Source organism: Syntrophus sp. (in: bacteria) (assembly GCF_040768185.1).
GTDB classification, from domain to species: Bacteria; Desulfobacterota; Syntrophia; order Syntrophales; family Syntrophaceae; genus Syntrophus; species Syntrophus buswellii.
The window spans coordinates 102,417-116,115 of sequence record NZ_JAXGNC010000002.1 but is presented as its reverse complement, the minus strand read 5'-3'; the positions used below and the strand labels follow the sequence as shown (position 1 = coordinate 116,115).

Genomic DNA, 13,699 nt, shown 5'->3' with positions numbered 1-13,699 from the left:
GAGAGCTGAGATGGCAGAGGTAAAAATAGGAAACACCCTGGTCGGTGATGGTCATCCCTGTTTTATCGTTGCGGAGATCGGCATCAACCACAATGGCGATATCGATATCGCCAAGAGATTGATCGATCTGGCCAAATTTTCGGGATGCGATGCGGTGAAATTTCAAAAACGCACCATCGAAATCGTTTATACGCCGGAAGAACTGGCCAAACCTCGCGAAAGTCCCTTTGGAACGACAAACGGCGATTTGAAATGCGGTCTGGAATTCGGGACTGAAGAATACGAGGAAATAGACCGGTATTGCAGAGAGAAGCGCATCCCCTGGTTTGCCTCCTGCTGGGATGAACGTTCCGTAGATTTCATCGAACAGTTCGATGTTCCCTGTTATAAAATCGCCTCCCCCAGTTTAACGGACGACGATCTTCTCCGTTATACACGATCCAGAGGAAAACCGGTCATCCTGTCAACAGGGATGAGTACTCTGGAGCAGATTGACCACGCCGTCGAGGTGCTCGGCAGGGAGGACCTGGTGCTGTTGCAGGCCACAAGCACGTATCCTGCTGAATATTCAGAGTTGAATCTGTCGGTGATCCCCAGACTCAAGAAATGCTATGGCGTGCCTGTCGGATATTCCGGCCACGAGACAGGTATCCCTTCATCCGTTGCTGCTGCGGCTTTAGGCGCCTGTATGGTGGAGCGTCATATTACCCTCGAGCGGGCCATGTGGGGATCGGATCAGGCGGCATCGCTTGGCCCCAGCGGAATCATAAAAATGGTGTCCAGCATTCGATTGGTGGAAATAGCCATGGGCGACGGCGCCAAAAAGGTGTTCGAAAGAGAAGCGCCGATTATCAGGAAGCTCAGGCGCAAGGAGTATGTCTTTGCATAGAATAAGAGCGGTCGCATTGGATGTGGATGGCGTATTGACGGATGGGACCTTTATCTGGGGACAGAACGGCGAGGAGTACAAAAAGTTTTCCTTTCTGGACGTCATGGGCATTTCCATGGGGAGAAGGGCCGGTTTGATCTTCGCCTTGATATCCGGTGAAGACAATCCCCTGATTGACCGGTACGCCCGGAAAATGGGGATCGGCGACATTTATAAAGGCTGCAAGGACAAGAAGACGGCTTTAATCCATTTTGCACAAAAGAACGGCATCCCCTTGGAGGAGATTTGTTTTATGGGTGACGACCTCAACGACGTGTCTGCCATGGAATCGGCGGGACTGGCAGCGGCGCCGTGCTCTGCTCACGAAACGGCCCGAAAAAGGGCAAAAATGGTTACTCGCCATGGAGGTGGACAGGGTGCGGTTCGAGAGCTGATCGATCTCATCTTGTCAAGCAGGGAAGGGGAAGCATCATGAAACTGTCGGACTATGTCATTCAGTTTATTGCAAAGCAAGGTGTCGGGCATGTCTTCATGCTTCCCGGTGGCGGTGCGATGCATTTGAATGATTCCCTCGGAAGCCATCCCGGCATCGGGTATGTCTGCATGCTCCACGAGCAGTCAGCGGCCATTGCCGCTGAAGCCTATGCGCGCGTCACAAACAATCTGGGCGTCGCCATCGTAACCACAGGCCCTGGAGGGACCAACGCCTTAACAGGCGTGGCCGGTGCTTGGCTTGACTCAACACCCTGCCTGTTCTTTTCCGGACAGGTCAAGCGTGCTGATATGAAAAAAGATTCCGGTGTCAGGCAGTTCGGCGTGCAGGAAATCGACATTGTATCCCTTGTCCGATCCATCACCAAATATGCGGTGACCGTAACGGATCCCGCGACCATCCGCTATCATCTGGAGAAGGCTGCATACTTGGCCAGATCGGGTCGGCCGGGACCGGTCTGGATCGATATCCCGCTGGATGTCCAGGCGGCCGGGATTGACCCGGATGCGGTTGATGGATTCGATGCGGAGGAAGCCGATCAGGCCGTTGATCAGAACTCCCTCGAGTACAAGGTTTCTCAGGTTATCGATGCACTGAGTATGTCCAAACGGCCGGTGATTTTGGCCGGGAACGGGATAAGGCTCTCGGGGGTTCAGCCTGATTTCCTGAGACTGGTTGATCTTCTCGGAATGCCTGTCTTAACCACAAGGCTGGGGGTCGACTTAATCCCTGCCGCTCATGAACTGTGTTTCGGCATGCCGGGCTCCATTGCATCCCGCGCATCCAATTTCATCCTCCAGAATTCCGATTGCCTTCTCATCCTGGGAGCAAGGCTGGACATGGCCCTGATGGCCTATGCGCCTGAGAACCTTGCCAGAGGGGCAAAAAAGATCATGGTCAATATTGATCCCGCTGAGATCAACAAGGTGAACGACATCATCGATATTCCCGTCCGCACGGATGCTGGGCTTTTCATCAAGGAATTCCTTCGGCAATCCGGTCGGAATACCTTCCCGAATCCAGAAGACTGGAAGCGGCGGTGCGGGGAATGGAAAGCCCGCTATCCTTTCGTTCTTCCCGGGCATCACGCCGGTACAGAGGGCATCAGCGTATACGCATTTTCCGACATCCTTTCAGAGGAGCTCTCCGGCGATCATATCGTTCTTCCAGGAAATGCCGGCAATTCCAGCGAACTGTTCCTCACGGCCTTCAAGGTCAAGGAAGGGCAGCGCGTTTTTCACAACAAAGGGACCGGGGCCATGGGTTTTTGCCAGCCTGCCGCCATCGGCGCATGCCTGGCCGGCGGAAAGAGGCCGACCGTCTGCATCGATGGAGATGGCGGCTTTCAGTTGAACATTCAGGAACTGGAAGTTGTCAGGCGATTGGAGCTGCCCATCACGTTTTTTGTTATGAACAACCGGGGTTATGGGTCCATCCGTTCCTCGCAGCAGGGTTATTTCGGCCGGCTGACCGGGGCGGACGCGCCAAGCGGCTTGACACTTCCCGATGTCGTTGACGTGGCCGGAGCTTACGGTCTCGATGCGGTGCGCATTTTTGATCCCAGCGATCTGAGGAAGCAAATCAGAGGCATTCTAAACAGGGAAGGACCGGTTGTGTGTGATGTGATGATTGTGCCTGATGAGGAGCGTGCGCCGAGGGTAACCTCCGTCCAGCAGCCGGATGGTTCGATGGCTTCACGGCCCCTGGAGGATATGTGGCCTTTTTTGAGCCGGGAGGAATATCGCTCCAACATGATCATTCAACCGGCTGATCTTTGAAATAACGGTGAAGCAGATCTATGGACATGAATGGTTTGACGGCGGATCTCTTAAAAAGACATGCCGATAAAAAAATCATCATCTTCGGCGCCGGCGCCGGGGGACAGGCGCTGTACCGCTTCTTCGAGAGGGCTGGAGTCGAGGTCCTGTATTTTATCGACAATTATAAAAAGGGAAATCGAATGTTCGGAAAGGCCGTCAACTCGCCTTACGACATCCTCTACGAGAAGATCAGCGACATCCTGGTCGTGATCAGCGCCTGCCGGGACTGCCATGTTTTTCAAATCAAGGAGCAGTTGGTCGGACTTGGGTTGAAAGAGGGTGTCCACTTTGAGACGGTGATGTTTAATGATCTTTATGCCCCTCTGGACTATCTCGATCCCTTCCTGGGATACAACCGGGGGGGCGACCTCATGGGCTTCAAGATTTTCGGGAAAGATTCCGCCCGGGCAACAAGAATCGTCGTGCTGGGCGGTTCAACATCGGATCCGTCCTTTGGCGGCTATAAATCATGGCCGGAATATCTCCATGAGCAGTGCGTTCAATCTTCCTTGGATGCCGTCGTCTACAACGGGGCAATCGCCGGGTACTTTTCCGCGCAGGAAATGCTGAAATGCATCAGGGATTGCCTGACTCTCTCGCCTGATATCGTCATCACCTTTGACGGTTTCAACGATGCCGTTCTGGAGGTGCAACCGGAGTACCCCCTTTTTCATCCCTACTGTAAAAAGACTTTCGACACCATGTTCGAGGCGACAGCCAGAATCGACATCAGCATCAACCATGAATTGAAAGGCGTTACCCTTGGCTGTGAAAATCATGGGAACCGACCTCAACGCTGGTATCAAAACCTGAGGATTATCAGGGCGATCTGCCAGGAATTCAACATTCGATATCTCCCGTTTCTGCAGCCGACCTCGCTGTACCGTCAGGCTGAGGGGGTGGAAGACGACGGAAAAAAATCGGCAATCGAGCGTTTTTATGGAGAAGCGGCTCTCCTGGCGAGGCAATCCGGATTCATTCTTGATGCCACGTCCATCCTGGATGGAATAGACAGCGCATATGTGGATTTTGCCCATTACAGCGAGTCAGGAAACGAAGCCATTGCGCAATTTGTCTTTCAATTTGTCGGATATGATGAAGACTTCGCGCACCAGGCACATGGAGGCCGATGCGGCCCGGAGCAGGGGGATGCAGAGGCAGGCGACCTCGCCGTTACCCCGGGGCGCAATTCCTCCGGATATTTGGAGCCTACAGGAGAGCGTGCAAGATGAATGTGCTGGGAATATCCGCCTATTATCATGACAGCGCCGCTTCGCTGATCAGGGATGGAGAGATCGTGGCAGCCGCCCAGGAGGAACGGTTTACCAGAAGAAAGCATGATCACGGTCTCCCGGTGCAGGCCATCAATTTCTGCCTGGAAACCGGCGGATTGAAACCCCATGATCTTGACGCTGTCTGCTACTACGACAATCCCTTTCTGACCCTGGATCGGTGGCTGAAAAACTGTATCCAGGAGGGGGATGGCAGTAAAAAATTAATCGAGAAATCCTTCTCAAGTCTCTTTGCCGAAAGGCTTTGGGTGCATGACGCGATCCGCGAGACGCTCGGTTGCCTGGGAAAAAAGGGGAAGCTTTTCGTCTGCGAACACCATATTTCACATGCCGGTTCAGCATTTTATCCATCACCTTTTTCGAGTGCGGCGATTATGACCGTTGACGGCGTCGGCGAATGGGCTACGACAACCATCGGCGTGGGCAACAAGAACGAAGTGGAGATCCTCAGGCAGATCAGCTATCCGCATTCGCTGGGTCTGCTCTACAGCGCCATGACATACTTCTGCGGATTCAAGGTCAATTCCGGCGAATATAAGCTGATGGGGCTCGCCCCGTATGGAGAGCCAAAATATGTCGACCTGATCAAGGATCATTTAATCGAGATCAAGGAGGATGGCTCATACCGCCTCAATACAACGTATTTCGCCTTCACGAGGGATACGGCAATGACGGATGATTATTTCGGTGGACTCTTTGCCGGCCGGCGCCGGGAAGCCGATGCCCCCATTACCAGGCGCGAAATGGACCTGGCGGCATCTGTTCAGAACGTCACGGAAGAAGTCATCATCAGGATGGCAAAAACAGCAAAAAAAATAACCGGAGAAACCAAGCTGTGCCTGGCCGGCGGCGTTGCCCTCAACTGCGTGGCCAACGGGAAGCTGCTCAAGGAAAAGATCTTTGACGACCTCTGGATTCAACCGGCCGCCGGGGATGCCGGCGGTAGCCTGGGATGTGCTCTGTACTTCTATTATCACTGCTCAGGGAAGCAGCGCGCAACCGGAGTTCGCGATATGCAGAAAAACAGCTATCTCGGTCCCGGGTTCTCCCTGAATGAAATACAACACTATCTCGATTCGAACGGCATCACCTATCGCCTGTTTGGTGACAAGCAGGCGCTGGCGGCGGAAATCGCCGAACGGCTCGCCGACAACAACACCATCGGCCTGTTTTCAGGCAGGATGGAGTTCGGACCCCGGGCCCTGGGAAATCGCAGCATCATTGCCAACCCAATGACCGGCGGAATGCAGTCGAAGCTCAATGTCAAGATCAAGTTCCGGGAATCCTTCCGGCCCTTTGCCCCGACGGTTCTTTCCGAGTCCGTCAGCCGATACTTCGACCTGGATCAGGAGAGCCCCTACATGCTTCTGGTGGCCGAGGTCAAGGAGGGGCTGCGCAGATCCTTTGACCTGACAGAGCTGTTTGCTGAAAATGGGGATGACATGCTGCCGATCGTGAATAAGGAGAGATCGACCATTCCGGCGGTGACACACGTGGATTTTACGGCACGAGTCCAAACCATCAGCGAGGACGACAACCCTTTCTATTACGGCATCATCAAGGCCTTCGAAAGAATCACTGGCTGTTCCGTACTGGTGAACACCTCATTCAACGTTCGCGGTGAACCCATCGTCTGCTCTCCCCAGCAGGCCTATGCGTGCTTTATGCACACGGATCTGGATGTCCTGGTTCTGGAGAATTTTCTTATTCTGAAAAGCGATCAAAACCCGATGTTGCAAGGGATGGATTGGAGGAACGAATATGAGCCTGACTGATCAGGAAAGAACGAAAATTCATGAAATCGCATCCCGGCTGAACGGGAAAATCGCGAATGCCTTTCCCGATGCCGACGGCGGTTCCGATAGTTATTTCAGAGACAGAATTGATTTGAAACTCTTTGAGCGACCCATGTTTGAATATGCCTTTGAGACTCCCATGGAACTGATGGGAGAACTTGAAGGAATGTGGAAATATCAGGATGCGGACTTCATGCGTGACTTTATGGCGGTCTGTACGGCTGCGGCGTTTAAATGCCGGCATGCACCGGCCGATGAGGAAGGGGCAAAAGGGATCTCCGCTTTCATCTATGAATTTTAGAGCTGCTCACGGGGCAGCACGGCTTGCGAAACGGAAAAAATCCATGATGTCTCCTCCATGCCTCATCGTGCCTGCTTTGAATTGAACGAAGAACGGAAAATTTTATGTTTGAACAGCCAATGATCCCGGGAAAAAAGGCCAAATCGAAGGTCATTGTCTTCGGGATCGGCCAATTTTTCCATACCTTGAAAGATGATCTGTTTGAAACCTATGACGTCGTTGCCCTCATGGATAACGATGAACAGAAACAAGGCGTTCTCGTTAACGGCGCAGAGGTCGTTCATCCCGGAGAAATCCGGAACTACGCTTTTGACAGCGTGATCATCACCATCATCCTTCACCAGGAGCAGGTGGTCAGGCAACTTCTTGGCCTGGGCGTCCGTAAAGAGAAGATTGTTTTAGCTGCCAATTTTTTGATGAAGAACGATGAAGGCAATCTCTATGAATATTATATTGATGACCAGTCCGGCATTTCCCTGAGATACACTGTGACAAAAGGCACCATTGTTCCTGTTGAAAAAAATAATTTCACATTTCTCGTTCCGTCTCATGACGCGGTCATCGCGTCCTCTCTGATCAACAGCGGAGCGTTCTCTCAAAAAGAACTGGATGCCTTTTTCGGTTTGGCCGGAACATATTTCGGCGCCAGAAGGGGCGTTTTCCTGGACGTTGGCGCCAACATCGGCACCACCAGTCTGGCAGCGGCAAAAAATGATCATGTGTCCCATGTGATAGCGATCGAGCCATCCAGCGACAATTTTGCCCTCTTGCAGTGCAACATTTACCTGAACAAACTCCATGGCAAGATCAGAGCCATTCACGCCGCCGCTTCCAATTCGAATGATCCTGTCGATCTGCTCCTGTCACCGGACTCATCGGGAGATCATCGGGTGAGAAACAGTGCGGCTCGTGCTCCGGATTCCAAGGTGGAACGGATTGTGGCCGTAACGATCGATGACGTGGCGAAAGATTGCGCCGATGATGTCGCATTTATGTGGATTGATGTTCAAGGCTATGAATATTTCGTCCTCCGGGGAGCGGAGCGGCTGTTATCCCGTTTCGGGAAATTGGCCGTACAAATGGAATTCTGGCCTTATGGCCTGGAGGAGACAAACACGACGGAGCTCCTGTGCCGGTTCTGCAAGGATCATTTCTCGAGATATGTCGATGTTCGGGAATACCTGAATGTCCAGGGCGAAAGCGTTCACAGCATTTCGGAGATCGATCTTCTGCCAACGCGGTACAGGGATACGTATACGGACATATTTCTCATCCCCTGAACAGATCGGAGAACCATGGGTACGCATTCAGAAAAGGCCAACAGGGATTACCGGAAGGATCTTGCCGCCTATCTGGACACGGTCAGGGACCAGGGGCGGAATTATCTGGAGGCTGCCCTTCAAGATCTCCGGCGATCAAAACATGTCTGCCTGTTCGGCATCGGGAAAACATTTCACCCGGTGATGGACACGTTGAGGAATCATGCAGGCGTTCAAATCAACCTGCTCTCAGATAACGATCCGTCCAAATGGGGGAAATCTTATCCCGGGAATTTGATCTGCATGTCACCTCATGATCTCGAAGCCTACAAGGGGCAGGTTGCCGTTGTTCTAGTCACTCAATATTATGGGGAGATCTACGAACAATTGAGAAACAGTGGGTTCAACCCCATACATGTTCTGATGGTCTTTCGGCTCCTTTACGGCGATTTTTTCAAAAGCAAGGGCAATATCGATACGATAGCGGAAAAAACCCTGGCGCTGCTCGAGATATTGGAAGACGAGGAATCGAAGGAAGTGCTGCTTACCCTTGTCCACAACTGGTTCGATTTCAGCATGGACGATGCCGGCTATGGGGGAATCTGTTCCGGTCATCCCTATTATCCCGAGGGGATTATTTCGTTGGGCGAGCAGGAGATCTTTGTGGATGCCGGTGCATACGATGGCGATACGTTGATGGAATTTTTGGACAGGACCGGGGGAAAATTCGCTAAAATCTTCTCGTTCGAACTGGACAAGGACAATTTCCTCCGGCTGGAGCATACCGTCGATGAGCTGGAGGCGTCGATACGCGATAAAATAACGCTGTGCCCCGTCGGACTCGCGGATGAAGAAAAGGAGATCCGTTACGAAAAGGGAGGCGGGCAGGGGCTGAATTCCTGCGTCATTGAAGGCGGCCGTGGAATGAATGTCGGTCGGATTGCCAGGTTGTCGGAACTTTTAAAAGGCGAAGCGGTGACGTTCATGAAAATGGATATCGAGGGGTTCGAGATGAAAGCCTTGCGCGGAGCTGAGGAGATGATCAGAAGGCACAGGCCGAAGCTTGCCGTCTGTGTTTATCACAGGCCTGAACACTTGTGGGAGGTGCCGTTATTCCTGAAGAAAACGGTTCCAGACTATAAGCTTTACCTGAGGCATCATGGAATTCTCGAATATGACACCGTATGCTACGCGGTGCCGTAAGCTCCGGATTGATGGATGCATGATGGCGAGGGGCATTACGATATCACGGAAAGGGATCTCTTCGTGAGAGATTATCAAAAAGAAATGGCGTCCTATCTGGACGGCTTGAAGGCCGGAAGGGAGGATCGCCTGGACCGGGCCATCGAGAGAATTCGGGAGTCCAGATATGTCTGCGTCTTTGGTGCCGGCATGACGTCGCAACGCATCGTGTTCCTGCTCCGCTCGCTTTTCGCTCTAAGAATCGACTTCATGTGCGACAACGATGCGGCGAAATGGGGAAAGTGTTTTTACGGGGACCTTGTCTGCCTTTCCCCCGCGGAGCTCCGGAAGCACCGGGCCGAGGTCGCCGTCATTGTCGCATCGATCTTCTGGGAACCCATCTATGCGCAGCTTTGTGAAATGGATTTTGATCAAATCTATGTATTCGGGGAATACCGGCTGGCCAACCGCGACTTTCTCCACGACAGGGACAATCTTCCCGCCATCAGGAAAAACGTTCTGCACCTGATGGAGATCCTGGAGGATGACCACTCCAGAGGCATTCTGAACGTCTTGATCCGAAACTGGTTCGATCCGGACTTTTCCGGGGCCGTTTTGAAAGCCATCTGCACGGGAGATTCCCATTATCCCATGGGGATTATTGATTTGACGGATCAGGAATCCTTTGTCGATGCCGGTGCATACAACGGCGACACCCTGTTGGAATTTATCGATCGAACCAGGGGCTCGTTCGAGGAGATCCATGCCTTCGAATTGGATCAAGGAAACTTCAAGGCCCTGGAGAGCACCGTGAACCGCCTGGACGGTCAAACCAGGGACAAAATTCACTTATATCCCTGCGGCGTCTGGAACGAAGAAAAGATGATCGGCTACGAAGCGGGGTATCGCAAGGGTGAAGATTCGCGCATCAGCGAAGCCGCCGGCGCCGTCAACGTGGCCAAAGTCGTGAGACTTTCCGATATGTTGAAGGATAGAAAAGTCACCTATCTCAACATGGACATCGAAGGCTCTGAAATGGAGGCATTGTCCGGGGCCGAGGAGCTGCTTGTACGGCAGAAACCCAGACTGGCCATCTCCATTTATCACAAGCCCCGGCATCTGTGGGAGATTCCCCTCTATCTGAAGCGCCTGGTGCCTGAGTACAAGATATACATCAGGCATCATGCCGTTTTGGATTGCGAGACGATTTGCTATGCCACCATTTAACAGGGCTTCCATGATCGGGGATTTAGGTGATGAGAGAGTTGAAGGCCGCTGGAAAAAATGCATGGGCAGCGGGGCAGACCGAGGAACGGATGAAAGATTATAAAAAAGAGATTGAACAGCTGCTGGACCAAGTGGGGGAGCAGAAACCGGATCCCGTGGCGGAGATCCTCGAGCGCATAAACGGTTCAAAATATGTCTGCGTTTTCGGTCTGGGCACGATATCCCATCCGATCGTTGCCGCGATCAGAAATTTCACGACGCTCCAAATAGATTTTGTCTGTGACAACGATCCGGCCAAATGGGGAAACTATTACCATCAGAATCTGAAATGCCTTTCGCCCGATGAACTGGCTGGATTCGGCAATGATGTTGCCGTGCTCATCGCGACGCAATCGTACCGCGAGATCCACGAACAGCTCAAAAAGAGGGGTTTGAACAATATACATGTCATGACGGAATATCGATTGCTGAATCAAGCCTACCTCCAGCGCCCGGAAAACCTTGAAGTCATCAGGCGCAACGCCGTCAGGATGGTGGATCTGTTGAGCGACGAGCAATCCAGAAGGATTTTATTGGTCCTGATCAGCAACTGGTTTCTTTTTTCTATCGAAGGTGCCGGCTACCGCGGTATCTTTTCCAGGGACCAGTATTATCCGTCTGATATTATACAGTTGCGGCCCGATGAAGTCTTTGTGGATGCCGGGGCCTATAATGGCGACACGCTGCTGGAATTCGTGGACAGAAGCGGGAAGGAATTCAAATCCATCTTCGCCTTTGAGTTGGACAGGAACAATTTTACGGACCTGGAAAGAGCCTGCGGCCAATTGGATCCAGCGCTGAGGAACAAGATTGCATTGTACAATTGCGGTCTTTGGGATGAGCAGACAGAGATATCCTACAAAAGTGGCGAGGCCGGAAGTGAAAGCTCCTGTATGAATGTGATCGGTTCCCCCGGAGAAAGCGGCAGGGCTGTCCGGCTCTCCGATATCACGGGAGATGCCGAGGTGAGTTTCATCAAAATGGATATTGAAGGTTCTGAGTTAAAGGCTCTGCTGGGGGCTGAAGAAGTCATCAGGAATCAGAAACCGAAGCTTGCCGTCTGCGTGTATCACAGGCCGGAACACCTTTGGGAAATTCCCTCATACTTAAAGAGCCTCGTGCCCGAATATAGAATCTTTCTGAGGCACCATACAAACCTTGAGTATGAGACCGTATGTTATGCGGTTCCGTAAGAGATTGGAGTGGAGGATCCATGCAGGAAAAAGCGATCGAAGAAGCCAAGCGAACCAAACTGCGCCGTGAAAAGCCCGGCGTCTATGAGAAAATCATCCGGATCAGTGAACGCCATGCGCAGGGGATTGCCACACCCATCATCGATATTGCGTACAGCCATGCCTGCAATCTGAAGTGCCGGCATTGTTCGGCGGCCAGATTTGAAAATAAAGGGCGCAAACTGACCCCTGTCGACTTGAAAAACCTCAGTGATGAGGCGGATGCTCTCGGCCTGTGCCAGTTCAACCTCTCCGGCGGTGAGCCGCTGATTTTCAAGGATCTCGATGAAGTTATCGCTGCACTTCAACCGGACAAATTTCACCTCAGCATGAGTACCAACGGCCATTTTCTGACACCGGCCATGGCCAGGCACCTCAAGGCGATCGGCCTGGACAAGGTAAAGATCAGCATGGATGATTTTGACGAAAAGCTGCACGACGCCAACCGGGACCATCCCGGGGCCTACAGGAAGGCCTTGGATGCAATGATGAATGCCCGCGATGCGGATCTCAGCGTGGTGGTGCAGACGGTAGTGACTCACCAGAATTGCAGCACGGAAAGGACTCTTCAAATGGCGAGGTTCGCGCAGGAAAACGGCTTTTCTCTCGATGTCATGGTGGCGCGGGCCATCGGTGCGTGGGAGGGCAGACATGAGGTGCTGATCACGCCGGAAGATGCGGAGTTTCTCAGGAAGGCCCATGAGGAGTACCCGGTTCTGCACCGCGACACCTTTCCCTCGTACGGCATGGACAAGGGATGCGGCTGTGTCCATTCCACGCTGCACCTGACGCCGTACGGTGATGTCCTGCCCTGTGTGTTCATCCACATTTCCATCGGCAACATCTTTGAAGAACGTCTTGCGGACATCATCAGTCGCGGTCAGAGCATCAAGGTTTTCAACAGGTTCAATCGGCTTTGTCTGTCCGGCGAAAACAGGGGGTTTATTCAAAACTACATGACGAAATTTTATGGCAGACCCCTGCCGCTTCACTGGAGCGAAGCCTTTGAAAAGGAGGACTTTTTGTCATGAGGCAGGTGCGCGCATGATTAAATACACGGAACTGAAAAGCACCAATCGTCAGAACCTGATGGAAGTGCTGCCCCTTGCGAAGCCTTTTACCGTGCTCATCGAGCCTTCCAGCCTCTGCAATTTCAGGTGTATCCAGTGTTTCCAGAGCATCAGGGATGACTCCTACTTCACCGGAATCCGGGGCAACATGCCGATAGAGCGTTTCCAGGAGGTCATAAATCAACTGAAGGCATGGCGGGGGCCGAAGCTCAAGGTTTTGAAGCTCAGCCTGTACGGAGAGCCGCTCATCAACCCGGACTTCGGGAACATGCTGAGTATCGCGCGCCGTGCAGACATTGCCGAGCGGATTGAAACCACCACCAATGGCTCTCTTCTGAGCCGGGGCATCGCTGAACAGCTGGTGGAGCACCAACTGGACTATCTGAGGGTCTCAATCTATGCGTGCGACCAAAAACGGCACGAAACGGTTACCGGATCAGGGGCCAAGGTCAGCGCCATTCATGAAAATCTCCGCATCCTGCAGGAAATCAAGCAGTCCAGCCATTCCGAAAGGCCCTTTGTCGGGTGCAAAATGCTTGATTCCTACAGCGGGGAAAATGAACGGTTTATCCGCCTGTACCGGGATGTTGCCGATGAAGCGTACATTGACAAGCCGCATGCCTGGATCAAAGTGGAAAACGCGGACTTCATCAGGAATTATTATAACGACGGTGCAGACCAGGCAATGGCCGATCTCAGGCTCAGCAGGACGCGCCGTGTCGCCTGCCCCATGCCGTTCACCACGATGGCGGTCCGCAACAACGGCGACATCTCGCCCTGCTGTGTGGACTTTATCGGCGGCACGAATCTGGGAAATATAAATGACCGGAGTCTGCAGGAGCTCTGGAACTCCAGTCCCTGGTATGAGTTTCAGAAGATGCAGCTGGAAAACAGGAAGCATGAGAATTATTCCTGTGCTCGGTGTGACATCTACGCGAGCAGCCATTACACGCTGGACAACATTGACGGATTTCCTGTCGCGAATCTGCGCGGATCATTTTTTGGCCGGGGCTGTGGGCACCAGCCACCTCACGTCGTTGGGGAAGAAGAGTCGGCGTCCGATGATTTCCCGACGGATCATAAACAGGTGTGAAGATCA

Annotated in this window: 12 protein-coding genes; all 12 read left to right on the top strand. The window is 52.7% G+C overall.

Annotated features, from left to right (window positions below):
• Positions 1-10 precede the first annotated feature (10 nt).
• The 12 genes from AB3175_RS03515 (at position 11) to AB3175_RS03460 (ending at position 13,693) form a co-directional block, all read left to right on the top strand.
• On the top strand, positions 11-889 hold the full coding sequence (locus AB3175_RS03515) for an N-acetylneuraminate synthase family protein (protein ID WP_367359562.1): 879 nt from the start codon (positions 11-13) through the stop codon (positions 887-889).
• Entirely contained in the window at positions 882-1,364 is a 483-nt protein-coding gene (locus AB3175_RS03510; RefSeq protein WP_367359561.1) for a KdsC family phosphatase, read from the top strand. Before AB3175_RS03515 ends, AB3175_RS03510 begins: the two co-directional genes overlap by 8 nt.
• Positions 1,361-3,160, top strand: coding sequence for a thiamine pyrophosphate-binding protein (locus AB3175_RS03505; protein ID WP_367359560.1), 1,800 nt, complete (start codon positions 1,361-1,363; stop codon positions 3,158-3,160). Before AB3175_RS03510 ends, AB3175_RS03505 begins: the two co-directional genes overlap by 4 nt.
• 26 nt (positions 3,161-3,186) lie before the next feature.
• Positions 3,187-4,434 (top strand): SGNH/GDSL hydrolase family protein, encoded by a 1,248-nt coding sequence (locus AB3175_RS03500; protein WP_367359559.1) that lies wholly within the window; start codon positions 3,187-3,189, stop codon positions 4,432-4,434.
• Entirely contained in the window at positions 4,431-6,269 is a 1,839-nt protein-coding gene (locus AB3175_RS03495; protein ID WP_367359558.1) for a carbamoyltransferase, read from the top strand. The genes AB3175_RS03500 and AB3175_RS03495 overlap by 4 nt, the downstream gene beginning before the upstream one ends.
• On the top strand, positions 6,256-6,591 hold the full coding sequence (locus tag AB3175_RS03490; protein ID WP_367359557.1) for a hypothetical protein: 336 nt from the start codon (positions 6,256-6,258) through the stop codon (positions 6,589-6,591). The genes AB3175_RS03495 and AB3175_RS03490 overlap by 14 nt, the downstream gene beginning before the upstream one ends.
• Positions 6,592-6,695: 104 nt before the next feature.
• Positions 6,696-7,871 carry an FkbM family methyltransferase gene (locus tag AB3175_RS03485; RefSeq protein WP_367359556.1) on the top strand — a complete coding sequence of 392 codons (1,176 nt, stop codon included), beginning with the start codon at positions 6,696-6,698 and terminating at the stop codon, positions 7,869-7,871.
• Between the two features lie 15 nt (positions 7,872-7,886).
• On the top strand, positions 7,887-9,053 hold the full coding sequence (locus AB3175_RS03480; protein ID WP_367359555.1) for an FkbM family methyltransferase: 1,167 nt from the start codon (positions 7,887-7,889) through the stop codon (positions 9,051-9,053).
• 15 nt (positions 9,054-9,068) lie between these two features.
• The gene (locus AB3175_RS03475; RefSeq protein ID WP_367359554.1) at positions 9,069-10,259 is read left to right on the top strand and encodes an FkbM family methyltransferase; all 1,191 of its coding nucleotides are present in this window, start codon (positions 9,069-9,071) and stop codon (positions 10,257-10,259) included.
• Positions 10,260-10,348: 89 nt separating this feature from the next.
• Positions 10,349-11,491 carry an FkbM family methyltransferase gene (locus tag AB3175_RS03470; RefSeq protein ID WP_367359553.1) on the top strand — a complete coding sequence of 381 codons (1,143 nt, stop codon included), beginning with the start codon at positions 10,349-10,351 and terminating at the stop codon, positions 11,489-11,491.
• Positions 11,492-11,511: 20 nt separating this feature from the next.
• Complete coding sequence (locus AB3175_RS03465; protein ID WP_367359552.1) at positions 11,512-12,561, top strand: radical SAM/SPASM domain-containing protein; 1,050 nt, start codon at positions 11,512-11,514, stop codon at positions 12,559-12,561.
• Positions 12,562-12,574: 13 nt separating this feature from the next.
• Positions 12,575-13,693: a radical SAM/SPASM domain-containing protein gene (locus AB3175_RS03460; RefSeq protein ID WP_367359551.1), complete on the top strand. Its 1,119-nt coding sequence runs from the start codon at positions 12,575-12,577 to the stop codon at positions 13,691-13,693.
• The last annotated feature ends 6 nt before the right edge of the window (positions 13,694-13,699 follow it).

Coding starts and splice junctions, on each gene's coding strand:
- AB3175_RS03515 (WP_367359562.1), top strand. CDS start 11: ATGGCAGAGGTAAAAATAGGAAACACCCTGGTCGGTGATGGTCATCCC.
- AB3175_RS03505 (WP_367359560.1), top strand. CDS start 1,361: ATGAAACTGTCGGACTATGTCATTCAGTTTATTGCAAAGCAAGGTGTC.
- AB3175_RS03500 (WP_367359559.1), top strand. CDS start 3,187: ATGAATGGTTTGACGGCGGATCTCTTAAAAAGACATGCCGATAAAAAA.
- AB3175_RS03495 (WP_367359558.1), top strand. CDS start 4,431: ATGAATGTGCTGGGAATATCCGCCTATTATCATGACAGCGCCGCTTCG.
- AB3175_RS03490 (WP_367359557.1), top strand. CDS start 6,256: ATGAGCCTGACTGATCAGGAAAGAACGAAAATTCATGAAATCGCATCC.
- AB3175_RS03485 (WP_367359556.1), top strand. CDS start 6,696: ATGTTTGAACAGCCAATGATCCCGGGAAAAAAGGCCAAATCGAAGGTC.
- AB3175_RS03480 (WP_367359555.1), top strand. CDS start 7,887: ATGGGTACGCATTCAGAAAAGGCCAACAGGGATTACCGGAAGGATCTT.
- AB3175_RS03475 (WP_367359554.1), top strand. CDS start 9,069: ATGCATGATGGCGAGGGGCATTACGATATCACGGAAAGGGATCTCTTC.
- AB3175_RS03470 (WP_367359553.1), top strand. CDS start 10,349: ATGAAAGATTATAAAAAAGAGATTGAACAGCTGCTGGACCAAGTGGGG.
- AB3175_RS03465 (WP_367359552.1), top strand. CDS start 11,512: ATGCAGGAAAAAGCGATCGAAGAAGCCAAGCGAACCAAACTGCGCCGT.
- AB3175_RS03460 (WP_367359551.1), top strand. CDS start 12,575: ATGATTAAATACACGGAACTGAAAAGCACCAATCGTCAGAACCTGATG.